We start from the raw sequence: 24,292 nt of genomic DNA, 5'->3' as shown, positions 1-24,292 counted from the left end.
ATGACGATGGCGAGTGCAAAGGCAGCATGTTATGCAAACGCAGCGATCTATACGCCGGAAGGGATCATTGAAGGTGGTCGCCTTTCGGTTGATGAGAACGGTCGAATTGCGGCAATTGGCGGCGCGGAGCTGACGGTTCCCGCTGATGTCCCGATCCATGATGCTAGCGGGCAGCTGCTCGTGCCCGGCTTCATCGACGTTCATATCCACGGCGGCAACGGCTTTAGCGTGATGGCAGGGGAGCGGGAGCACCTGGATGGCATCAGCCGCTTTCATGCCAAGCATGGCACGACATCGTTTCTTGCTACGACGACAACGGCTCCGCTTGTGCGGATTTTGCACGCGCTTGATGCTGCTTCTTCGGTTGTTCTTGGCGATGGACTTGGTGGAGCGGAGTTGATTGGCATTCATCTTGAAGGGCCGTATCTTGATGTGCTGCGGCGCGGGGCGCAAAGCATTGACGATATCCGAACGCCATCGGCACAGGAGATCGAGCTGATTGTAGAGGCAGCGCGGCAGCAGATTCGATTGGTAACCATCGCGCCTGAAGTGGACGGAGGGATGGAGGCTGTCCGCCAGCTGGCGGGGCTTGGTATTACGGTGTCTGCTGGACATTCCAACGCTACTTATGAGCAGGTTCGCGAGGCGGTGCGCGCTGGGCTTAACCACACGACGCATCATTTTAACGGCATGAGCCCGCTTCATCATCGGGAGCCAGGACTCGCTGGCGCCGGTCTGACGCTGAATGAGCTGACCTGTGAGCTGATCTGTGACGGCATTCATGTTCATCCGGCAGTGGTGAAGCTGTTGTTTGATGTTAAAGGGCCGAGCAAAGTGTGCATGATTACAGACGCGGTAACCTGTGCCGGACTTCCGGATGGGGACTATGGCAATGTAACGATGCACGACGGTCAAATCTATTTGAAAGACGGTTCCAGCCTTGCCGGCAGCGCACTCACCATGGGTCAAGCGCTTCGAAATGCGATTTCTTTTACAGGTCTATCGCTTGCGCAGGTGCTGCCGTCGCTGTCGCTTGTGCCCGCTAGACAAATTGGGGTATCCGCTGCAAAAGGGTCGCTCGAAGCTGGAAAAGATGCAGATTTCGTGCTGCTGGATGCCGAGCTTCATGTACAGCAGACCGTCGTTCGCGGAAGAACCGTCTATCGGAGGGATTCGGATGAGTGAGCTGCAACCCTCGTTTAAGCAAGCTTATGTCGGAGTCGATATTGGCGGAACGAATACGGTTATCGGTATCTTTGACCGATCACGACGGCTGCTTGGCAAACGTTCTGTGCCAACTCTTCTGCCGCATTTGCCGGGGAGGACGGATCATCCGGCGGGATTCTTTGACCTGCTGCAAGAGGAGATCGAGCGGCTTGTCTTGGAGGTTGATTGCAAGGATGGACTTGCGCTCTGCGGCATGGGCGTACCGGGACGGGTAGATCCGGTTCGTGGTAGGGCTGAGGCAGCCTCCAATAAGGGATGGTTCAACGTACCTTTTGCGGAGCAGATGAGCGACAGGCTTGGCGTTCCCGTTCACATCGACAATGATGTACGGATCTACGGACTTGGTGAAGTGCTGGCAGGAGCGGGGCGAGGCTACCGAAATGTACTATGTTTGACCGTCGGCACGGGGATTGCGGCAGCGACATTTGTGGATGGTCGGATTGTGCGGGGCGGGGATTATTTTGCCGGTGAGATTGGGCATGATCCGGTTGCTGGGGAATCGGCGTTATGTGCATGCGGCGAGCGCGGCTGCGTGGAAAGTATCGTGTCGGCGACCGGAATTTCCCGGTTAGCAGCAGAGGCAGTAGCTTCATTGGGGGAAGGTGGGACGAAGCTAAGTTTGCTGGGACGCAGGCCAAGTGCATTGGATGTTTATCAGGCGGCGAGCGCGGGAGATGCTGCAGCGCGGGAGATTTTTCGTCATGTCGGGGAGGTGCTTGCTTCGAAGCTGTTGACAGCCGTTTGTCTGCTTAATCCGGATGCGGTTATTGTTGGCGGCGGCGTTGCGGAGGCTGGCGAGCTCTTGCTCGGACCTGTCCGGGAGAAAATTAACAGCCGGTACGTGAATTCGAAAAAGCCGGTTGTCCTAAGGGCGGCGCTCGGCGACTCAGCGGGATTAATTGGCGCGGTTGCGTATGCATCCCAGTGTGAGAAGGAGGTGGATTGGGGAGATGACGATGCGTCATATAACGAAACTGCGGTTTCCCGGTCCTTATTCGGTTCAATATGAAGAGAGTTCGTTTGAGTCGTCGCAGCTGGGCGAGCGTGACGTCCTTGTTGAGACGCAGTACAGCCTGATCAGCCCGGGAACGGAGCTGGCCTTATATACAGGCACGCATATTGATTTGCCGAATCCCGCCAATCGGTTCGCAAAGTTTCCGTTCCATCCGGGGTACTCGACGGTAGGTGAGGTCATTGAAGCGGGAGCGGGCAGCGGTTTTGCACGCGGCGACTGTGTCTTCACGGCGGGGCATCATGCGAGTCATGAAGTGCTGGAAGCTGCAGATGATTTGGTTGTCCGGCTGCCAGACGGCTTGAGGCCGGAGCTTGCGCTATTCGGACGAATCGCCGAAATTTCGATGACGTCGGTGCTCTTATCTCGTGTGAAGCCAGGCGATTATGTCGCTGTCCTCGGCATGGGGCTCGTCGGCAACTTAGCTGCACAGCTATTCGCGCAGCGCGGTGCCATTCCAATCGGCATCGATGTTGTGCCTGAGCGGCTTGAGCTGGCAAAACAGACAGGCGTTACGCATGTTGTGCTCTCTGGCGGCGACGTTGGGAAGGCGGCGCTTCGGGAAGATGTTCATCGTATCACAGGCGGCAAGGACCCGGACATTGTGGTTGAAGCGAGCGGCGTGCCCGAGCTGGTTATTACAGCGCTGGAGCTGTGTCGGCAGCTCGGTCAAGTGATCCTGCTCGGTTCGACGCGAGGGCTCGTGACGTTGAACGTGTACGAGCTCATCCATCGCAAAGGCGTGAGCTTGACGGGAGCACATGCTTCGCTGAAGGGAGTCGAAGGACTGCCGACCTCGGGCGAGCTCTACCGAGAGGTGCTCGGCATGATTCAGAGCGGAACGCTCTGCGTAGAGCCGTTCATTACGCACCGGCTGCCGAGCTCGGAAGCGAAGCGGGCGTATGAGCTGCTGCTGCACCATAAGAACCGCGCGTGCGGCGTAATTCTGGATTGGCGAGGGCGGGAGTAGTAGGAGTAGGAGTAGGAGTAGGAGTAGGAGTAGGAATAGGAATAGGAATAGGGGATCCTTGCGGGATCCTCTTTGGTGATTTCGGCGGAAAGTTTCCGCCAAAGAGGTCCAGCAGACCAGCTACATTCACTCAACTCACCGGATTTCCGCCAAAGAGGTCCAGCAGACCAGCTACATTCACTCAATTCGCCGGAATTCCGCCAAAGAGGTCCAGCAGACTAACTACATTCACTCAATTCGCTGGAATTCCGTCAAAGAGGTCCAGCAGACCAGCTACATTCACAGCATTCGCCGGAATTCCGCCAAAGAGGTCCAGCAGACCAGCTACATTCACTCAATTCGCCGGAATTCCGCCGAAGAGGTCCAGCAGACCAGCTACATTCACTCAATTTGCCGGAATTCCGCCAAAGAGGTCCAGCAGACCAGCTACATTCACTCAATTCGCTGGAATTCCGCCGAAGAGGTCCAGCAGACCAGCTACATTCACAGCATTCGCCGGAATTCCGCCAAAGAGGTCCAGCAGACCAGCTACATTCACTCAATTCGCCGGAATTCCGCCCAAGAAGTCCACTAGACCAGCTACATTCACTCATTTCATCGGATTTCCGCCAAAGTAGATCCCTGGAGTACACTCTTTCACCTTCCTCGCTGGATTCTCAGCAATGTGGTCCACTGGATTAGCTGTTTTCTCACCATTCTCCGCATCTCTGTTGGTGTAGTCACTAGACCAACTAGCACTAGCCGCTCAAAGCAGAGATTTCGCTCTAATAAGCATTGCAAGGTTGCGAGGTTAGTTAAGAGTTCGGCGGTTGGGAAGGGTATCGAGCGACAGGATGGCGTTAGTGGAGTATGGGGGGCAGTGGAAAACCCATAGACTGCAAAAGAAACACAAAGGACAGCCACTTACGGCTGTCCTTTAAACAAAACTAGAGTTCGGTCACGACGACTCGCATCGCCATTGCCTCCGCCGCTTCCCGGTTCACTTCGCCGGTGCCCGGGGACATCGCGTTGACGGTTCCCGCTGCAACCGCGCAGCGCAGCGCGTCCGGGACGTCCAGCCCGCGCGAGCAGGCGACGGTCCAACCGGCGACGAAGGAGTCGCCACTGCCGACCGGATTGACGGCGTCCACCGCAGGGGGGAACGCCAGCCACAAGCTGCCGTTCGGCTTAACCGCGAGGCAGCCTTCGCTCCCCAGTGACACAAGCAGCGTCTGCACGCCATAGCTGCCAAGCTCTGCCGCCACTCGCCGCACTGCCGCATAATCGCGCGGGTCTGCACCGCTCCACTGCCGAAATTCCTCCTCGTTCGGCTTCACCGTATGCGGTCCGCCCATAACACCGAGCTTCAGCGGCTCGCCGCTCGTATCCAGCACGACGCAGGCTCCGGCTCCCCGCGCAATCCCAACAAGCTGCGCGTAAAAAGCGTCCCCCAGCCCGCGCGGCAAGCTGCCAGACAGTGTCAGCCACCGCCGTGGCACGCACAGCTTCTGCCACAGTGCAAGAAACTGCCCTTTCTCCGCAGCCGAGATGTCCGGTCCCGGCTCAAGCATCTCAGTCGAACGGCCGGTCTCACTATCAATCACATTGAGACAGATTCGGCTCTCCTGCACAATCGGCACCATCTGATGAGGAAGGCCGATCGAATCGAGCTTCCTTCTAATCCAATCCCCATTGCTGCCGCCAGCAAACCCAGTGGCAAGTACATCCGCGCCAAGCGACTGCGCCACTCGCGCCACATTCAGCCCTTTGCCGCCAGCGGTTGCATCGACCTGAACGGCGCGATTGACCGCGCCAAGCTGAAACCCAGGGACGAGCAACCGCTTATCAATAGCGGTGTTCAATGATACGCACACGATCAACCCGCCCGATGCTCTCCCACTCATATCACTCATATCACTCATATCACTCATATCACTCATATCACTCATATCACTCATATCACTCATATCACTCATATCACTCATATCACTCATATCACTCATATCACTCATATCACTCATATCACTCATGTCACTCATATCACTCATATCACTCATATCACTCATGCCACTCAAGCCACCCATGTCACTCGCACCATTCATGCCAGCCGCCGCCCTTCCGGCCAAAACCGCGCCAACGCATCCAAGGTCACCGTACCAGCCCCGCCGATGGCAAGCGTCGAGAGTGCGCCGCAAGCGTTGGCGTATTCAAGCGCCTCGCGATCCGGCTCGTCTCGTAGCTTAGCAGCAATGAAGCCGGCGTTGAACGAGTCGCCGGCCCCGGTCGTATCGACCGGAACCACCGTGAACGGCGGCGCATACTCAACTCGCCCATCCGCGAAGATACCAACCGCCCCAGCGCTGCCGCACTTTACAACCACCGCTCCCCGTTCCGCTGGCAGCCGCCCTGGCAGTTCATCAACCGCTCCCACCTCGAACACCTGCAGCGCTTCCTCCTCGCTCGGAATAAACCAATCCGTATACGCGAGCAGAGCTGCCAGCCGTTCCCGATCCCAATGCTCCGCCGGGTCCCAGCCGGCATCGAACGATGTAGTCATCCCGCAAGCCTTCGCCAGCTGGAACACTTCGAGCCAATGCGGCCGCATTGCGTCTTGCAGGAAGTAAGAGCCGAAATGCACATGCGACGCCTCTCTGAACAGCTCCATCGGAATCATCGCAGGAGTGACCGAGCCAATCGAGCCCATATAGGTAAGCAGCGAGCGGTCACTTCCATCGGTCAGCGATAGCGTGACGCCAGTACGTACTGAGCTATCCACCGCAACATGTGTTACATCGACGCCTAACCGAGCAAGCTCTTTCAAGCAGAAATGCCCGAATTCGTCATCCCCGACGATGGAGACGAATGCGACATCAAGCCCGAGTCCGGCTAAACCCGCCGCCGCAATCGCAGAAGACGAGCCGAGAGCAAGTCGGAAATCCCGGACCAGCCTCTCGCGGTTTGGCTCTGGCGTTATGTTCGAATCTGCAAAAATCAAATCGACATTCAACTCTCCGATGACGATCACTTTGCTGCCAGATTGCGCTGAATTTGACATCATGTTAACCGCAGCCTCCGTTTCCGTGTCCAAGTTTCGATTTCCGTCGTTTTATTGGCGGTCTCCAGCACTTACTGAAACAGCCCCAATCAGCTCCGCCGTCCGTCTCCGATACTCATCCCACTTGCTGCCACAGGGGGACCAAGACGCTTCCCCGCCTACAACTGTTTCGTGCATGCCACTAGGCACCGCTTCGCGAGCAATCGCGTCCGCTTCAGCTGCATATCCGCGCTGTGCCGCCAACCACAAATACTCATAATCTTGAATGCCGCGGCGCAAATTTTTCATCCGGATCGAGCTGATTGGTCCATCAACACCGCGATCCTGCTCGCGGAAGAACGGCTCCCGTCCGGGATAGAACAAGAGGCCGTCGCCATTGCCGAAGTGAACACCGTCGTCGCCGTAATAGGCAGCTTCATCCTTCGCGACATACATGAACGTAACCGCGTAGCTATAGACGTTCTGGTTCCAGCGTCCCCGAGGACCTTGATGGTTGTGCCGCCAATGCGTGCCGTGCCAAACGAAGTACCCTTTGATGCCATAGCGGTATCGCAGCCAAGAATTCACCCGCATATCGACTGCTTCCGCTTCCAATATCAGCGAACCGTGGTAAGGTCGGTATCCGTTATAAAACCACAGCTTGTCGCCGCTCGCCCGGCAATACTCCATAGATTCCGGATCGATCTTATGCGCGCACCAGATATCGATCGAATCCTCGATCTCCGGCGTATAGCGCCGCGTCGTTAGCAACGGCAGCCGTTTTCCAGCGCCGACCGAATCATGCACAATCGCGGCCTGCTCACGAATCCATTCATATTTTGCCGGGAGCGGCTCATCAATCAGATAGCAGAAGTACGAACCCGGCCACTTCAGCGCCTCGAAGTACTCCACCCACTTGTCCGCTTCGCGCTGCATCTCCTCCGGTTCGCTTCCGAGCACTTTTGCACCATACATGCCGATTGGAAACACGTCTTCTCCGACATGCTCGCCTGGCCCTTCATAGCCGTTCTCTTTCGTAAAGAAAGAGCCGTTCAAGTAAGGCGCATACTGCTCCAACGCCTCGGCATCGAACTTCCGGCTGTGGACTTCGGAGCCGACGAGATCGAAACGATGGCGATGTGCCATCCGGCGAAACCGGTCCCGAATATCAGGAACCTCAGGGTAGTACTCCGACACATCGTTCGCGTAGACGAAAGTGAGCGAGTGATTCTCATCTGGCAGCGCAAAATCATACAGCTGAAGCTCGATCGGCAGTTCAGCGACAAGCGCCTCACCATCTCGAACCGTAACTGTCCCCCGATAAATGCCCGCCTTCAGCTCAGCATCTCGCGGAATATAAATATCAATCCAGAACCCTTGATTGACCCGAGCCGCTGCGCGAACGGGCTGGCCCCCAAGCCGAGGCTTCGCATTGGCAGGAATAAGCGCATCCGGTATCCAGCCGGATCGGTGAAGTGGAGGCGCGGACGCTGCATAGAACCATTGGGGCGCCGTGCTGAGATCAGGAGAGACGTATAAGTAATGCTGCGTGAACACCTCAATCCGCAAGCCAACATTACTCGCCTCGTCTCCACTAAGCTCAGAGTCATTTTCAATCCGACAGTCCTCATGCTCGTCATGGACAAGCCCGGACATCTCCACATAGAGCGAGCTTGCTTCCGCATCTCCAGCCTCAACAATGACTTGAAACGCAACCGTCTCGTTCCTCGCACCGAACAGTCGAACGGTACGGCCATCCCAGACGCTGTTTTCCATTTTATTCGGATTCGCCAGATCCTCCTTCAGTATCTTCTCGCCATCATTCACAGCCCACACCGCTAGCGCCAATCGGATCATCTCCTTTGATTTAACCACTACTGCCATTGTGCGCCTTAGCGAGGCAAAGTGAAATTGTAGCAATTTCGTATGGTTCACGAATTTACCGTACGGGTATGGTCGGTTTTTTCAGTTCTTCACGAATTTTAAGGACAGCGATAAATAGATGAACGAGTGAAAAATGCACCAATTTCTTTCTCTTCCTTCATCCCGTACAGTTGAATCAGAAAGAGGCGAGAGACGATGGGCAAGAGTGAAAATGGAGGCGAGCCTGATGAAAGTAGCATTTTCCACACTGGCATGCCCGACCTGGAGCTGGGAGCAGATTCTGAGAGAAGCTTCCTCGCTCGGGTATGACGGCATCGAAATACGCGGCATTGAACAAGAGATGATGGTTCATCGTTGTATGCCATTTCTGCAACAGAACATCGAACAATCCATGCAGCAGCTGAAGGAGCACGGTCTCGAAATCATTAGTCTCGATACATCCTGCGTTTTCCACGATCTTGCGAAGTTTGAAGCTTCTATTGAGGAAGGGAAGGCAGCGGTCGACCTCGCGGTAAAGCTTGGTGTTCCTTATATTCGGGTGTTCGGGGATGCAATCCCAACCGAGACCGCTCGCGAAGAGACGATTGCGCAGGTGGCACGGGGCATACAAGCGGTAAGCCGCTATGCCGAAGATACCGGCGTCACCGTCCTAATGGAGACACATGGCGATTTCTCCGATTCCCGCGCTTTGCTTGCCGTAATTGAGCAGGTTGGCAGCAGCGCATTCGGCGTCCTCTGGGATATTAACAATCCCTATAAGTACGGAGACGGAGAGCCGCTCGAACTAACCTATGAAAGATTAGGACGCTATATTAAGCACACACATATCAAGGATACTCGTGGTGCGGACATGCATGGACAAACTACGCTGTGCGGTGAAGGCGACGTGCCAATTAAGGAATGTATCCAACTGCTAGCTGATAGAGGTTATGAAGGCTGGCTATCCTTCGAATGGGAGAAACGCTGGATTCCTTCAATAGAAGAGCCGGAAGTCGCGCTGCCGCATTTTATTCGCTATATCCAGAGTCTATAGGCAAAGGAGGGAAGCTGTATGGCTGTCACAACACCAACATCGATGGAAGCCAGCAAGACGGCTAACGTCAAGACGAAAGCGCCGACCAGATCGCTTGCCGCACGATTATTCCGGGAGCGATACGGATTTCTGCTTCTGCTTCCGGGCCTTGTGTACTTCATCTGGTTCCGCTACGTCCCGATGCTTGGCAACATTATCGCCTTCGAGGATTACAGCCCGTTCAGAGGCTTCTTGCACAGTGACTGGGTAGGGTTCAAGCATTTTGCCCGTATCTTCGAGGATGCGGAAGTCATTAAAGTCATCGGGAACACGCTGTGGCTCTCATTGCTGCAAATCGCGTTTGCATTCCCTATCCCAATCGTTCTCGCGCTTATGCTTAATGAAGTGAAAAATCAGCGAGTGAAGAGGCTCATTCAATCCGTCGTCTATTTGCCTCATTTTCTCTCTTGGGTCGTGGTCATCGGTATTGTGACGATTTTCCTGAAGACGGAGGGAATCGTTAACAAAGGGCTGAGCCTTGCCTTCGGGATGGAATCCATTCAGTTTCTTCAGCAGCCGGGCTGGTTCATGCCGCTCATTGTACTCGAAGTCATCTGGAAGGAAGCGGGCTGGGGCACGATCATCTTCCTCGCGGCACTTGCTGGCGTTAATCCGACCCTCTATGAAGCGGCGATTGTGGACGGTGCGAGCCGCTGGCGTCAAATGTGGCATATTACGCTCCCTGCCATTCGGGGCACGATTATTATTCTATTGATTCTACGGCTTGGCAGCGTGCTTGATTCCGGCTTTACGCAAATCTTCTTAATGCTGAATCCGTTCACGATGGACGTCGGCAACGTGCTCGACACCTTCGTATATTTCAAAGGGATCCAGCAGTCGGACTTCAGCTTCGGAACGGCTGTCGGATTGTTCAAAGGACTTGTCGGTCTGGTGCTCATCGTCGGTGTGAACCGGTTTGCCAAGAAGTTCGGCGAAGAAGGCGTATTCTAATCAGGGAGGAGTTAAGCGAGCCATGCCGATAAAACGCACCGTATCGGATCGGATCACCGACGCAATCAACCTGTTTCTGCTAGTGCTGCTGTCGCTTGTGATGCTGTTTCCGTTCTATTACATTACCGCGGTCTCTTTCTCTTCCTATGAAGAGTTCGTGAATACCGATTTTCTCCTGTTCCCGAAGGTTTGGGTGTTGGACGCGTACCGGTTTATCTTCGACTCCAAGGAATTTATTCGCTCCATCGGCGTCACCGTGTTCATTACGGTTGTCGGCTCTATCGTGAGTCTGCTGCTAACCTCCACCATGGCCTTCGCGCTCATTCGTAAGCTGTGGGGACAGCGATTCTATCTCTTCCTCGTCTTGTTTACCTTCATCTTCGGTGCTGGCATGATTCCAACGTATTTGATCGTCAAAGCAACGGGCCTCATCGATTCCTACTGGTCGCTCATCATTCCGGATGCGATCAGCGCTTTCAACTTGATCGTCATGCGGCAGTTCTTCCTGAGTATCCCCGAAGAGCTGCACGAAGCAGCCGTTATCGACGGTGCGAATGATCTGCAAATCTACACGCGCATCATTCTTCCGCTCTCCAAGCCTGCGCTTGCCGCTTTCGGCCTCTTCTATGCGGTCGGGCAGTGGAACACGTATTTCACAGCCATTCTCTATTTGAATGATCCGTCCAAATGGACGGTCCAGGTTATATTGCGGCAAATCGTTATTCTTGACGATACGACCAACACCCTTGCCAGCGCCGCTCGTGAAGCTGCGAGAAGCGCACACTTACCGCCACCGGAGACGATCGGAATGGCTGCTATTATTTTGGCGACAATTCCAATTCTGATTGTGTATCCGTTTCTGCAAAAACATTTTGCCAAGGGGGTGATGCTGGGATCGGTAAAGGGTTAAAAAGCAGCATTGTAATCGCGTCCAGATTCGGCATACCATTAGGGTGGACAATAGGGAGGGGCTAAACATGAAAACGAAGCAAATCGTTACACTGTTCGCAGCACTAAGTCTCGTAACAGGGCTTGCCGGCTGCGGGGGCTCAAACAACAATTCCGAGAACAATACTGCAAGCACGAACTCTACGGCGACGACCGACTCCAGCAACACGACTACGAACCAGACAGATACAGCGACGAATACGAACTCGAACACGACAACAGATAATCAGGCGGCAACGACCACTACAGATAAGAAGCTCGAAATTTCCAGCATTCAAGGCACTTGGGCAAGTCCACTTCCAGATCCAAGCGGCAATGGCGCGAAAATGATCAATGAAAAGTTCAACGTTGATCTGAAATCGCAGTTCGTGCCGTATGACGAATATGCGAATAAGCTTCCGGTCGTTATGGCGGCCGGCGATCTGCCGGATATGATCGGCATGGAAGGCGTCGATGCCAATTTTGTGAAGTGGGCGAAGCAAGGTGCGTTCCTCCCGCTGAACGACTACATCGATAAGTATGAAGCGATTAAGAATATTCCGAAGAGCGTATGGGATGCGGTCACGGTTGACGGCAAGATCTACGCCATTCCGAATTACTTCCCTGCCAAATACGGTAAAAAGCCAATTATCCGCAAAGACTGGCTCGACAATCTCGGCTTAACGATGCCGACGACCTACGACGAGCTGAAGAAAGTAGCGATCGCCTTCGCGAAGAACGATCCAGACAAGAACGGCAAGAATGATACGCTCGGTCTCGGCCTTGCGAAGTCAATTGTGTATGGCGCATGGATGGGAGCGGAGTGGGACAGCGGCTGGTATAACAAGAATGATAAAGGACAGCTCATTCCAGGCAATATATCCGAAGGCTTCAAGAATCAGGTTACACTGCTGCGCGACTTGTACAAAGAAGGTGCTATTAGCAAAGACTGGGCGGTCACGAAGTCTGCGGACGCTCGCAAAGATTTCTTCGCTGGCAAGATCGGTATCTACTACGAGCAGCCATATGATATTTCTGAAACTCGCTTCAAGCAGCTGAAAGAAACGAATCCGACGGCGGAGCTCGCAGTCATTCCACCATTCGTGCAGGACGACGGACAGCAAGGCTTCACCGGCCTGCCGGGCTATTATGAACTGCACAGCTTGAACGCAAACTTGAAGGATGACCCGGACAAAATCGATCGCGTTCTGGAAATGATCAACTACTTCATGACGTTCGTTCCAGTCGATCAACGCAACGATCAAAATCCGGAGTTTGACTGGCAAAATGGCGGCGTAGGCAAAGGTTATACGATGGAGAACGGCGTTGCAATCGATATCGATGGCGCGTTCAGCGAAATGCCTCAAACGTACCTGGGTATTCGTTACTGGGCGCCTACGGATGAAGATACACAGCCGGCAATGGTTCTTCAGGATCCGTTCACGAAAGGCTTCGTACAGTCGGCGGTCGATTTGCTGAAGGGTACGAAGACGTATCTGGATCCGGTCAACCGTGTTCACTCCGACTTGCTGTATGCGAAAGTATCCGAGCTCGATCAGAGCGTTGCTGAGCACACGACCAAGATGATTGTCGGTCAGGAATCGATCGAGGACTGGGATAAGATGGTCCAAGAGTACTTGAGCAAAGGCGGTCAGGATATTATCGACCAGGTTAATCAGCTGCTGGATCAAGATGGTATCGCGGGTGAATGGAAATAGGGAGTAAAGAGTAAGGAGTAAGGAGTAAGGAGGGGGGAGAGAGGCGAAATCGACTCTCTCCTTCTTTATCTTATAACCGCTGCGGTAACAGGATCGCACGCAGCTCCTCTAATTCGGTAATAACCGCTAAAGGTAGCGGGGTCTCTGGGAGCTGCTTGTTTTTGCGATTCAACCAGATCGCGTTCAATCCTTGGCTGATCGGACCTGCAATATCATTCATCCATGAGTCACCGACGACGAGCACCTGATCCGGCGATAGAGATGTCGCCCCCAGCACATGCTGATAGATTTGTGGACTAGGCTTCTCGTGACCGATTGCCCCGGATATGAAAACATACTCTGGCGGTATGACGTCAATGAGCTCGATTGCATGCAGCTTGGCAAGCTGCCACTCTTTGCTTCCGTTTGTCAGAACCCCTAGTTGATAATGGTTGCCAAGCTCAGCTATAAGCTTTTTCGTTCTCAGATCTGGTTTCATATTCTTCTGACTCATGGATTGGTATAGGCTCTCAAAGCTGAATGCCAGCTCTTCATCTGCAATTCTCCCAACTTGCTCCAAGGAACGGATGAAACGCGCTGTGCGGTATTCGTCTAACGTTATTTGGCCGCTGTCCAGTTTCTCAACCATTGCTTGATTAACCTGTTCGAAGACATCGAATAGCTCGTTCACATTCATCTCTTTCGTGAAAAAATGATGGCTGAAAACTTCCTTCACACTAAATTCCCAATAGTCGTCAAAATGTAGAAGCGTATCATCCAGATCGAATAGAATGAGTTTAATTGGCAACATGTGGATCTTCCTTCCATTTCCATTCTCGTTAATAGTTTATAACAAGACGAAAGGAGATTCTATGCGCAATTACTCCTTGCAAGAAGAGCAGGCGAATCGGAGGCGGGAGCTCTCTTATATCGAGGATTATCCCGATATTGAACGGTTTCATAAGCATCCATTCCGCCGGTATTTGGATCAGCGGAATACGGAGTATTTGGTCAAGCGCAAGACGGCGCTTCGTCAGGTGAACGATAAAGCGGCGGCGTTTGCTTATCAGGCGCGGATTCGCGAGGTATTTCGGGCATCTGTTGGACCGCTGCCAGCTGGGGCAGATGGCGGTGGAAGCGGCAATAGTGGCGGCAAAGGAAGCGACCAAGGAAACGGCGATAGTAGCAGCAATGGAAGTGGAAGTGCGAGCGCGAGCGCCTATGTGACGGGGACTTTGGACTTTGGAAGCTATTTGATCGATAAGGTATGCATCGAGACGATGCCCGGTATTTATGCGACCGGGAGCTTCTATTATCCGAAGGAACGCAGCGGGGGCGAGGGAGAATTGCTGCCGGCTCTGCTCTTGCTATGCGGACATTCGAATGAAGGCAAGGCGCATGTGACGTATGTATCTTTCTGCGTCGAAGCGGTTATGACAGGCTTTTGCGTGCTGACGTTTGACCCGGTTGGTCAGGGTGAGCGAAGGGTGCGGGGAGCGGGAGTAGAGGAAGGCAAAGAAGTTGGTGAAGACGATGAAGGCAGCGAAGGCAGTGGGTCATGGCTGGACCCGGTCGCGGCGCACTGCTTCCTCGACCAGAAGCTAAGTCTGCTCGGCGAGCATCTTGGCGCTTATATGATGCAGGAAAACGTTGCTGCGCTAACGTATTTGCTTGCAAGACCTGAGGTAGACGCTGCACGCGTTGGAGTGACCGGCAATTCCGGCGGCGGCACGATGTCCGCATATATGGGTGCATATGACGATCGGGTAAAGGCGGTTGCGCCATGCTGCTACATTACCGAGCTGCGGTCGATGCTGTACCGGCTTATGGCGCAGGATGCGGAGCAGTGCTTACCCGGCTTCATGGCACGCGGGCTCGATCACAGTGATTTGGTGACGGCAGCTGCACCGAAGCCTTATCATATCGGCGCTGCGATGTTCGATTTCTTCCCAATCGACGGCGTGCGCGATGCATTCATCGAAGCGAAGAAGCTGTACCGGCTGCTTGATGCAGAGGAGCAGCTCGAGCTGCATGTGGTCATGAAAGGCCATGGCTTTTGGCAGGAAATGAGGGAGCAGGTGCTGCGGTTCTTTTGCCGTACGTTTGGGGTTGAATGGTGCTCGGGGAAGGCGGTAGATTATGATCGGCTGCCTTCGGAGATAGAGCTGTGCTGCTTCGCGGCAAATGGCGGCAAAGCAGCTGGCCTCGCTTGCGGCTCGCTGCTCGATGTGATTCAGGAGAGAGTTCGGAGCTTGCCTGCGAAGCAGCAGCCAGAGCAGAATGGGGCAGAGATAAGGGAGCAGTTGAGCGGACTGCTGCAGTTAAGGCATGACGGCGAGCGCAACTACTCGCCGCTGGAGCCAGATAGAAATGGCGGCATTTCGTTCGAATCTGAGGACGGCATGATCATTACGGGGATTTTTCACCGTTGGAGTTCGTCTGAAGCTGACGATTCGAGGCGAATTTGGCTCGCCATTGGCGGCATGAAGGAAGCGGAGCTTGAGCGGGCGAGATGCTCCGGCTATGACGCGGTGCTCATCATTCACCCGCGTGGAACTGGGCCGGCAGCTATGGAGCCGGGCTGCACGTTCGGCATGTTTGAACCGGAGCTGGCGAGCGGCTATAACGCCCGGATGCTCGGCCAGTCGCTGCAAGGCATGCGAGTGACGGATGCTCTCGCCGCCATTGATTGCTTGAAGCAGACGCCAGGCTGCGAACAGGCGGAAGTAACATTGTACGGGCAGGAGGAGCATGCCCTCACTGCTCTCTACGCCGCCGTGCTAAGCGGCGGCAGCAGCATTCACAGCCTGCATGTAGCAGGGCTGCTTACCAGCTTCCGAGCATTCGCGGAAGCTGATCAGCACCAGTACGATGCAGGCATTATCGTCCCAGGACTGCTGCTTGCCCTCGATATTCCTGATCTGCTACAGACACTGCAATCCGAGCTCAGAGTCGTCACTGTCGAGAGCTGGTTCGATCCGATGAAGAGGCTGGCTGAACCCCTCAGGGGGTCATAACAACAAGCGGCGAAATCGACGTATTCGTCAATTTCGCCGCTTGATTTTCAGTGTTTCACATAGTGGAACTTTGTTCCACCGGAACCGTTGGTGGTCTTAGCAGACGAGTTAGGGTGAACTTGTTGAGAGAGCGTAATGGTTCCTCAGCGTTTTCCAGTTGGAGCTGCTGGGAAATCCGAGAGTAGGAAAACAGTACTCTCAGCCCAAAAGTAGCCGCAGTTCTGCTCCGAGATTTGGAAAATCAGACGCTCAGCGCTCAAGCCCGCCGAAATGCTTGGTTTGAAACTCCGAGAGTAGGAAAACAGTACACTCAGCCCAGAAGCAACCGCAGTTCTGCTCCGAGAGTTAGAAAATCCGACTCTCAGAGCACAAGCCCCGCCGAAATGCTTGGTTTTAAACTCTGAGAGTAGGAAAACAGTACTCTCAGCCCAGAAGCAGCCGCAGTTTTGCTCCGAGAGTTGGGAATTCCAACTCTCAGCGCTGAAGCCCCACCGAAATGATGCGTAAAAAACAAGCGAATCGGATGACCGCTTACTGCGTCTACTCGCTCCAGCCCGGCGTCAAGCCCGCTTCACCTTACGGAATTCGCCCGGCGTCAAGCCCGCTCCACCTTACGGAATTCGCTTGGCGTCACGCCGGTAAACTTCTTAAACATCCTGTTGAAAGAATTGATATTCTGGTAGCCAACCCGTGCGGCGGCGTCCCCGATTTTGACGTCGGAGCGGGAGAGCAGCTCCTTCGCCCGGCTTACCCGGATTAAATTCACATAGTCGACGAAGTATGTACCCGTCTTTTCTCGGAAATACGTCGACAGATAACTGCGCGTAATGTTCAGCTTGTCGGCCATCATATCGAGCGTAATGTCGTGAGCATAATGCTGCTCCAGATAATCGAATACGAAGCTCGTAATATGATCCTTCTTCTCTTTCTTGCTCTTGATCAGGTCCGTCAGCCGCGGCAGCCATTCTTCGAACACGAGCTCCAATTCCTCGAACGTATGGCAGTGCGCGAGGCGGGTCTGCATCGTTTGCAGCAGTTCGGTATCAAGCTGACTGACGATGAACGCACGTTTGGCTCGATCTACAATGCAGCTCACAAAGCTCTGCACCTCATGCTCGCCTGCTTCTTTCTTCCGAAATGCCGCAAGCTCTCGTTTCACGAACTGAACGATCTGTCCTTCATTGCCGCTGGTCAGGCTCGCATTCAGCTCTTCTTCCTGCGCATGCATCAAATAATAATTGGATAGCTTCGAATCCGCGGATTCCCATAACACTTGGTTAGTGCTGCCAAATTTGCGGTGCTGCAGTAACGACTTCACTTGCTCGAACGACACCTTAAAGTCTGCCTGCTGCTCATAACGGGCGCTTACCGCCATCGTCGAGAAGCAATACGCCTGGTCAAGCTCGAGCACATTTTTGAACCCTTCGAGCGTTTCATCCAGATTCAGTTCAGCGTCGCCGGAATAAATGACAGACAGCAGCTGATCGCTCTCGAGCTGGAGGGTGAGCGAGTCTGGATGCTTCTCGGTTAAGATTTTATCAAGATACGCCCTAATAAATAAGGTTGCGCGTTCCTCGTCATCAGCGATTTCCTCGAGCAGCTGCGGCCGGAAAGTCAGCTTGAACAACACAACCCGGTACGGCTGATTGCTCTTGATCAGATCCTTCAAATAGCTTGCATTGCCCCGAATGTTCTTCAGCTGATTGATATAGGCATAATGGCGCAGCAGTGAGTTCTTCTCTTCGAGGTTCTGATTGATATCGAAATTGGAATCGAGCAGATGACGGACCTTATCTTGAATGATGGCGAATTCCTTAATACTGCTATGCTTCTGCCACGGGAAACCGGTCGTTAGCTGCTGAATCGCCTGCACGAGCTGCTTGACGGGACGATTAAACTGAAGGCTGAACAGGAAAGCGGCCAGAATGCTAATGACAACTGCGAGCGCGAGCAGCAAGACGAAGTTAATGTTCCACTTCATCTGCGAAATGGTGTCGTCCGGAATGACGTTGACGTAGGTGAGCCTGCTCGTATCACCCTTCTTATAGAAATAATAATTGTTCCCGTGCTTCACAAAGCTGGAGCTGCGATCAAAGGCAGGGAATGTCCCGTCCGCGCCGCCGCTCGAGAAGTAAGACCCCTGTACATCATCCAAAATATAGAATTCGTTCGTAATGGACTGGTGGAACGCTTGGTACATCTTCCGGGCATCCACGAGGGCGATGATGAGGACGGAAGGATTCGTTTGGTTCTTGATGACGATTGGAATGAGCTGAGTGCTTACTTTTTTGTTCAAATATTCATATTCGGAAAAGGAAGAAGCGGGCAAGATTCGGGTGACATAGAGCTTATCGAATTGTGATTTCCAGAACTCGTAGGAGTAGTCCTTGCTGTTGTAAAAGCGCTGGAACATCACGTCGGCGTCCGCGCCGCGGGATTTCTCAATGGTGACGTTGCTCTTCTGGAAGTAAATAATCATATTCTCGAGGTAAAGCGATTGATTGGAGAGGTACATTTGGAGCTCGTCAATAAGCTTGCTGCCTGCCGCGTAATCAAAGTTCGGTTTGTCGAGCGCAGCGATCTTGTCGTTCATCGAGAAGGAGAGGATAGAGTTTTCAATCAGGCTGATTTTGCCCTCGTAGCTGTCGATCGTATTTTTCAAGTTGAGGTTATTGTAGGTAATGACTTCTTCTTTAATGTGGCCTCGGTAGAAGAAGACGGAATACAGAATGAAAGAGACGAGCAGTGTCACAATTGTGATGTAGCTGATCAGGAGCCAGATGAATAGGGAGGGGGACTTAATGCGGGCGATCGGGAACGCAAGCAGCGATGCAATTCGATTCATGAAAACAACCCTTTCATCTTGGTATGTTTTCAAGCCTGTTTACATTAAGTTTATAGAATAGTCGGCATTAGAACAATGGTCTTATTTTCATAACTTCACTGTATTTTTGGGTAATGCAAATAAAATGAACCATATCAAATACTGCGTGTATCAGGCACAGCGGCGATTCGCTATAGTGGAGTCATAAGGGGGCGTGACATGATTAGAACGATCAGGCAAGAGGAAATACGTCAATCGCTCGAACTAACCCAGGCGGCCTTCGCGATCCGTTTCAGCGAGAGTGACATCGAACAGCGTCTTCCCAAGTTGAAAATGGAGCAATATCTTGGCTATTACGTCGATGGTCTTCTCGCTGCTCAGCTGGAAATACTGCCGCTTGCTATCTATGTGCAAGGTGAGAAAGTCGCAATGGGCGGCATCGCCTCTGTGTCCTCTTACCCGGAGCTGCGCAGGCAGGGCATGGTGGGCAAGTTACTCGTAAGAAGCCTTGCGGAGATGCGAGAGAGCGGGCAAACCGTTTCCATGCTGAACCCATTTGCATACGGATTCTACCGCAAGTATGGCTGGGAATATTTCTCCGTGCAGAGTGTGTATACGCTTGAGATTGGCGCCGCACCGAAATATCCAACAGCGCCTGGTGCAGTGAAGCGCCTTCGGGCAGAGGGCTGGACAGAGGCAGACGCAGTCTATGACAAGTATGCCAAAAGGTATAACGGGATGCTGCGGCGGGACGAGGATTGGTGGTTGAACCATGTCTTTCGGCGCAAGCTAGGCAGCTTGGCGGTTTATTATGCGGCGGGCAGCGCCGAACCGACAGGTTATATGCTGTATGACATCAAGGACCGGCATATGAATATGCAGGAGCTTGTCTATCTCGATCAGGAGAGCAGGAACGGCTTGTGGCAGTTCATCCGGAACCATGACTCGATTATTTCAAGGCTGAAGTTTACAGCTCCAGCCGATGAACCGTTTCTGTTCGGGATGGCCGAACCCAAGCTTCAGCATGAGCTGCATTCGAACTTCATGTTCCGTATCGTCGATGTGGCGGCCTTCGTGAAGCAGTACCGGTTTGCAGAGGCTGCTTCAGGAAGCGCGCTGCACGTGAGTCTTGCTGACGATCATGCCGAGTGGAATAACGGCTTGTGGGAAATTACAGTTAGCGCAGATGGGAGAGCCGAAGCTGCACTTCTTGCGGGGGAAGCGTCTGCCAGCGGGGCGATCAGTTGCAGCATCCAAACCTTAGGGGCGATGTTGATCGGGTGCCAGCGGCCTGCGCAGCTAGCAAATCACGGGCATCTGGATGGATCGGCAGAGGCAGTAGCGGCATGGGAGCAGGAGATACCGCGGCAGATTTCGTATATGACGGACTTTTTCTAGAGGGGAAGGGGCCGGAAGTGAAAAAGTATGCTTTTGTAGGAGCGGGCAATCGGGGCACTTATATGTATGCCGTGCCGATGAGCCGGAATTATGCGGATACGGCTGCAATCGTCGGCGTGTTCGATACGAACGCAAAACGGTCGGCATTGCTGCAGGCGAGGATTGGTGGGCATGTGCCGGTCTATGAGGATTATGCGGTGATGCTGGATCAGGCGAAGCCCGATGTCGTTATCGTGACGTCAATTGACAGCACGCATCACACGTATATTGTTGCGGCGCTGCTCGCAGGCTGCGATGTCATTACGGAGAAGCCGCTGACGATTGATGAGGACAAGTGCGAGCTCATTCTGGAGGCGGAGCGCCGAACAGGCAAGCAGGTGACGGTGACGTTTAACTTGCGGTACATGCCTTTTATGGGGCGACTGAAAGAAATGGCGGGCGAGAAGACGCTTGGCCAAATTACACATGTGCATTTCGAATGGTTTCTGGATACGAAGCACGGCGCGGATTATTTTCGAAGATGGCATCGACAGAAGCAGAATTCCGGCGGACTGCTCGTCCATAAGTCAACGCACCACTTCGACATCGTGAACTGGGTACTTGAAGATGAGCCGGTTGAAGTGCATGCGTTTGGGGCGACGAGGTTTTATGGACCGACTCGCAAGGAACGAGGCGTACGTTGCAGTGGCTGCGAGTATGCGGCGAGCTGTGAGTTTCACATCGATATTCGAGAAGGAAATTATCGGCTGCTCTATTCAGATTGCGAGGATGTGGATCAGTACTACCGCGATGCTTGCGTGTTTGCGGAGGAGATCGACATTGAGGATACCGTTAGCTTGACCGCTCGCTATGCTAGGGGCGCGATGATGAGCTATTCCTTGACGGCTTACGCTCCGTATGAAGGCTTTCGTATGGTGATAACAGGCACTGCCGGACGGTTGGAAGCGGTGTATTCGGAAAGTGATGCCGGAGGCATGAGTGATGGTGTTGGCATGGGCATGGGGAAAATGATCAGGCTGTTTGGGCGGCATGGGCAAGTGATAGATGCTCCGCTAGCGGAAGAGAGCGGCGGTCATGGAGGCGGCGACGAGCGGTTGCTTCGTGCACTGCTAATCGGCGGCGATGATGAGGGTGGCAGGCAAGCGACGAGTCGGGATGGAGCGCTGTCGTGCGCGATCGGCTTTGCAGCGAATCGGTCGATTCGGGAAGGACGGCCGGTCCGTATTGCCGAGCTGATTAAACTAGGATGAGGTGGGAGAGCGGTATGGACATTCAAGTACTGGAAAATGCGCAGCTGCTAGGCGAGCAAGCGGCGGCACACGCAGCGTCAGTTCTGCAAGAGGCGATTAATCGCCAAGGGAAAGCGAGGCTGCTGCTGTCTACGGGCTCGTCCCAGTTTGAATTCTTCAAAGCTTTTGTGGGCCAGAGGGTGGAATGGAGCAAGGTTGAGATGTTTCATCTCGATGAATATGCAGGCATTCAACCCGATCATCCTGCTAGCTTCCAGGCGTATTTGCTCGAACGGTTTATTCGGCAGGTGGAGCTCGGCAAGTACCATCTTGTCGACGGCACAGGCGATCTTCGTTCGACGATTGCCCAGTTAAATGAAGCGATTCGCGAAGCGCCGATTGACCTTGCCATGATTGGCATTGGGGAAAATGCTCATATTGCGTTCAACGATCCTCCGGCTGATTTTGATACAGAGGAGCCTTACATTGTGGTGGAGCTGGATGACGCGTGCAAAGGGCAGCAGGTTGGAGAAGGCTGGTTCGCAGGTTTGGAGGATGTGCCGACGCATGCGATTACGATGAGTGTAAGGCAGATTCTGAAAAGCAAGGTGATACTCTCCTGCGTGCCCCATGCGGTGAAATCAGAGGCGATAAGGCTGACGTTGTCGAGCGAGATTGCGCCGAATGTACCGTCGACGATGCTGCGCACGCATCCATGCTGGACGCTATATCTGGATCGCGCCTCGGCTGCGCGTACGGAATTGGCGGCTTGCGAGTAACATGCGGAGACGATGGACGGGAAGGCGATATGACACCGGCGAGCTGGTACATATAGATACGGAAGACGGAGTGATTGTAGCTGTTGTTGCGGCTGCGGCGGTAGTGAGGGAGGAAGGGGAAAAGGGCACGGGAGTGAGCGAGGAAGAGAGCGAGTGCGAGGGCATGGGCATAGGTGTGAGCCAGAGCCAAAGCCAAAGCGAAAGCTTCTGCTGGATCTCTCCGGGCTGGATCGATCTGCAGGTAAACGGCTTCGCCGGCTATGATCTTAATGGCGAGGTGACGACGCCGGAGGATGTATTCGGCGTGGCGAGTGCCTTGTTTCCCCGCGGCGTGACGAACTTCTGCCCGACCATCATTACGGGCAGCGCGGAGCGGATTCGCCAAACGTTGCATGTGATTCATGCCGCTTGCGAGCAGGATGAATTACTCGGAGAGGCGATCCCGGGTATCCATCTGGAAGGGCCGTATCTGTCGGCCGAAGATGGACCGCGCGGAGCGCATGACAAGGCGCATATTCGTGAGCCCGAATGGGCTGAATTCGCCGCTTGGCAGGAGGCGGCAGGCGGGCGAATCGCGCTATGTACTGTCGCGCCGGAGAAGGAGGGCGCGGTGCGGTTCATCCGGCAGCTTCGCGGGGCCGGCGTTCAGGTCAGCATCGGGCATACGATGGCGGTGGCGGAGGAGCTGGGGGATGCGGTGGCAGCCGGTGCTTCTATGTCCACGCATCTTGGCAATGGGGCGCATCCGGTGCTGCCGCGGCATCCGAACTATATTTGGGAGCAGCTGGCGGACGATGGGCTGACGGCGATGTTTATCGCCGATGGACACCATCTTGGCGCAGCTGCACTGAAAGCGATGATCCGGGCGAAGCAGGGGAGGTTCATCCTCGTGAGCGACAGCGTCAAGTTCGGCGGTATGCCGCCGGGCCGATATGAGAGCGAGATCGGGCAGCGAGTGGAGCTGCTGTCGAACGGAAGGCTGCAGACGGCAGCCGATCCGCGTATCTTGGCGGGCTCCGCGCAGCCGCTCATCTGCGGCATCGAGAATGCGATGAAGCTCGCTAGCGTTAGCTTGGCGGAGGCGATCGACGCGGTAACGAAGCGTCCTGCTGAAGCGATGGGCTGGCAGGAGCTCGGTCGTCTGGAGCCGGGAGCGAGGGCGAACTTGACGCTTTTTCGCTTGGAAGAGGAAGACGGCGGCGTGAACGGACTTGGGCTTGGGCGGATTCAGATAGTGCAGACGGTCGTCGGCGGACGGACGGTTTGGCAAGATGGGCAGGCTTTGTGGTAGATGTCTGGACTTGGTAGATTAACTGCGAATGGTTGGAAAGAGAGTACTCCAGGTATCTACATTAGTTGCGAAGCGACGAAGAGTGTTTAGGGATCTACTTTGGACGAAAGGAGCTGCATTGTGGAACGAATAATCGATAGACTAGGCGTTATTACGGACGAGGTCTCATCCGACATCATCACTGCGCTGGATTTTGCGGCGGCGAATGGGCTGAAGCATATCGAGATTCGCAGTGTAGACAATCGCAATGTACTCGTGCTTAGCGATGAGGAGGCGGACCGTATACGTACGGAGGCGCAGAGCCGCGGGCTGTTCATCTCTTGTATCGCTTCTCCTGTATTCAAGTGCGCGCTTGATGCATCACGTCAGGTTGCCGAGGGGGACCGGTTTAATCAAGCGGAACGGTCCGTCACCGAGCATTTTGCCATGTTGGAGCGGGCGCTGGAGCTTGGAGAACGGCTCGGCACGAACCGGATCCGCATCTTCTCGTTCTGGCGGGAGGAGGAACCGATTGCACGGTTCGAGGCGGAGATCGTTAGCCATCTGACGCGTGCCGCCAAGCTTGCGGAAGAACGCGGTATGCTCCTTTTGCTGGAAAATGAACCGTCTTGTAATGGCGGCTTTGCCGTAGAGATTGCTCGTCTCGCCGCTGTTGTACAGTCCCCCGCGCTTCGCATATTGTGGGATCCGGGCAATGAACAGTACGGTAGCAAACCGAGCTACCCGGAAGGCTATTCAGCGGTTCGCGAGTTTATTGCGCATGTGCATCTCAAAGATGTTGTGCTGGATGCAGAGGGGAAGCCGCGGGCGGTTCCGATTGGAGCGGGCCTTGTACCGTATGAAGCGCATTTTCATGCACTTCGGGAGGATGGCTACACCGGCTTGTTCACGATCGAAACGCACTATATCCCGGAGGGCGGAACCGCATTGGAAGGAACGGCGATGTCTCTGACAGGTTTGAATACGCTACTTGAGCGGCTGCAATCGAAGTGAGGTGAACG

General features: G+C 54.1%; 18 protein-coding genes. 13 read left to right on the top strand and 5 right to left on the bottom strand.

The window, feature by feature from the left end; genetic code table 11:
- Genes nagA through BMY11_RS13630 form a run of 3 tightly spaced genes read left to right on the top strand, consistent with a single transcriptional unit; the run spans nt 1 to nt 3,209 of the window.
- Nucleotides 1-1,185 (top strand): N-acetylglucosamine-6-phosphate deacetylase, encoded by a 1,185-nt coding sequence (gene nagA / locus BMY11_RS13640; protein WP_177182630.1) that lies wholly within the window; start codon nt 1-3, stop codon nt 1,183-1,185.
- Nucleotides 1,178-2,236 (top strand): ROK family protein, encoded by a 1,059-nt coding sequence (locus BMY11_RS13635; protein WP_177182629.1) that lies wholly within the window; start codon nt 1,178-1,180, stop codon nt 2,234-2,236. Before nagA ends, BMY11_RS13635 begins: the two co-directional genes overlap by 8 nt.
- Complete coding sequence (locus BMY11_RS13630) at nt 2,178-3,209, top strand: zinc-dependent alcohol dehydrogenase (RefSeq protein ID WP_177182628.1); 1,032 nt, start codon at nt 2,178-2,180, stop codon at nt 3,207-3,209. The genes BMY11_RS13635 and BMY11_RS13630 overlap by 59 nt, the downstream gene beginning before the upstream one ends.
- 926 nt (nt 3,210-4,135) lie before the next feature.
- Here BMY11_RS13630 and BMY11_RS13625 read toward each other — a convergent pair.
- From BMY11_RS13625 to BMY11_RS13615, 3 genes are read right to left on the bottom strand one after another with little or no spacing between them, the layout of a single operon-like run.
- Entirely contained in the window at nt 4,136-5,290 is a 1,155-nt protein-coding gene (locus tag BMY11_RS13625) for a 1-phosphofructokinase family hexose kinase (protein ID WP_090576645.1), read from the bottom strand.
- Nucleotides 5,287-6,246 (bottom strand): carbohydrate kinase family protein, encoded by a 960-nt coding sequence (locus BMY11_RS13620; RefSeq protein ID WP_090576642.1) that lies wholly within the window; start codon nt 6,244-6,246, stop codon nt 5,287-5,289. The genes BMY11_RS13625 and BMY11_RS13620 overlap by 4 nt, the downstream gene beginning before the upstream one ends.
- Nucleotides 6,247-6,294: 48 nt before the next feature.
- Nucleotides 6,295-8,097, bottom strand: a complete 1,803-nt coding sequence (locus BMY11_RS13615) for a DUF4091 domain-containing protein (protein WP_177182627.1) — start codon at nt 8,095-8,097, stop codon at nt 6,295-6,297.
- Nucleotides 8,098-8,332: 235 nt separating this feature from the next.
- Here BMY11_RS13615 and BMY11_RS13610 point away from each other — a divergent pair, with 235 nt between their 5' ends.
- The 4 genes from BMY11_RS13610 to BMY11_RS13595 all read left to right on the top strand — a co-directional run bounded on the left by BMY11_RS13610 (nt 8,333) and on the right by BMY11_RS13595 (nt 12,774).
- Nucleotides 8,333-9,139, top strand: a complete 807-nt coding sequence (locus BMY11_RS13610) for a sugar phosphate isomerase/epimerase family protein (protein WP_090576636.1) — start codon at nt 8,333-8,335, stop codon at nt 9,137-9,139.
- Between the two features lie 18 nt (nt 9,140-9,157).
- Entirely contained in the window at nt 9,158-10,129 is a 972-nt protein-coding gene (locus BMY11_RS13605; protein WP_090576633.1) for an ABC transporter permease, read from the top strand.
- Between the two features lie 22 nt (nt 10,130-10,151).
- The gene (locus BMY11_RS13600; RefSeq protein WP_090576630.1) at nt 10,152-11,039 is read left to right on the top strand and encodes a carbohydrate ABC transporter permease; all 888 of its coding nucleotides are present in this window, start codon (nt 10,152-10,154) and stop codon (nt 11,037-11,039) included.
- 67 nt (nt 11,040-11,106) lie between these two features.
- A complete protein-coding gene (locus BMY11_RS13595) occupies nt 11,107-12,774 on the top strand; it encodes an extracellular solute-binding protein (protein WP_090576627.1) in 1,668 nt (555 codons plus the stop codon).
- A 70-nt stretch (nt 12,775-12,844) separates the two neighbouring features.
- On the opposite strand, the gene BMY11_RS13590 is transcribed toward BMY11_RS13595, so the two are convergent.
- On the bottom strand, nt 12,845-13,564 hold the full coding sequence (locus BMY11_RS13590; protein WP_090576624.1) for an HAD family hydrolase: 720 nt from the start codon (nt 13,562-13,564) through the stop codon (nt 12,845-12,847).
- Nucleotides 13,565-13,625: 61 nt separating this feature from the next.
- Between BMY11_RS13590 and BMY11_RS13585 the strand changes: the two genes are divergently transcribed.
- Nucleotides 13,626-15,770, top strand: coding sequence for an alpha/beta hydrolase family protein (locus BMY11_RS13585; RefSeq protein WP_090576621.1), 2,145 nt, complete (start codon nt 13,626-13,628; stop codon nt 15,768-15,770).
- Nucleotides 15,771-16,365: 595 nt separating this feature from the next.
- Here the strand turns inward: BMY11_RS13585 and BMY11_RS13580 are convergent.
- Nucleotides 16,366-18,615, bottom strand: a complete 2,250-nt coding sequence (locus tag BMY11_RS13580) for a helix-turn-helix domain-containing protein (RefSeq protein WP_090576619.1) — start codon at nt 18,613-18,615, stop codon at nt 16,366-16,368.
- Nucleotides 18,616-18,813: 198 nt separating this feature from the next.
- Between BMY11_RS13580 and eis the strand changes: the two genes are divergently transcribed.
- The 5 genes from eis to BMY11_RS13555 all read left to right on the top strand — a co-directional run bounded on the left by eis (nt 18,814) and on the right by BMY11_RS13555 (nt 24,284).
- Nucleotides 18,814-19,992: a GNAT family N-acetyltransferase gene (gene eis, locus BMY11_RS13575; RefSeq protein WP_090576616.1), complete on the top strand. Its 1,179-nt coding sequence runs from the start codon at nt 18,814-18,816 to the stop codon at nt 19,990-19,992.
- Nucleotides 19,941-21,242 (top strand): Gfo/Idh/MocA family protein, encoded by a 1,302-nt coding sequence (locus BMY11_RS13570; RefSeq protein WP_256217449.1) that lies wholly within the window; start codon nt 19,941-19,943, stop codon nt 21,240-21,242. The genes eis and BMY11_RS13570 overlap by 52 nt, the downstream gene beginning before the upstream one ends.
- Nucleotides 21,243-21,256: 14 nt before the next feature.
- Nucleotides 21,257-22,000, top strand: a complete 744-nt coding sequence (locus BMY11_RS13565; RefSeq protein WP_090576612.1) for a glucosamine-6-phosphate deaminase — start codon at nt 21,257-21,259, stop codon at nt 21,998-22,000.
- A 1-nt stretch (nt 22,001) separates the two neighbouring features.
- Nucleotides 22,002-23,291 (top strand): N-acetylglucosamine-6-phosphate deacetylase, encoded by a 1,290-nt coding sequence (locus tag BMY11_RS13560; RefSeq protein WP_177182626.1) that lies wholly within the window; start codon nt 22,002-22,004, stop codon nt 23,289-23,291.
- Nucleotides 23,292-23,411: 120 nt separating this feature from the next.
- Complete coding sequence (locus BMY11_RS13555; protein WP_256217448.1) at nt 23,412-24,284, top strand: sugar phosphate isomerase/epimerase family protein; 873 nt, start codon at nt 23,412-23,414, stop codon at nt 24,282-24,284.
- Nucleotides 24,285-24,292 lie beyond the last annotated feature (8 nt).

The sequence above is a fragment of the Paenibacillus sp. OV219 genome, from assembly GCF_900110075.1.
In the GTDB taxonomy this organism is placed as follows: Bacteria; Bacillota; Bacilli; order Paenibacillales; family Paenibacillaceae; genus Paenibacillus_Z.
This window is presented reverse-complemented; position numbering and strand designations above follow the sequence as displayed.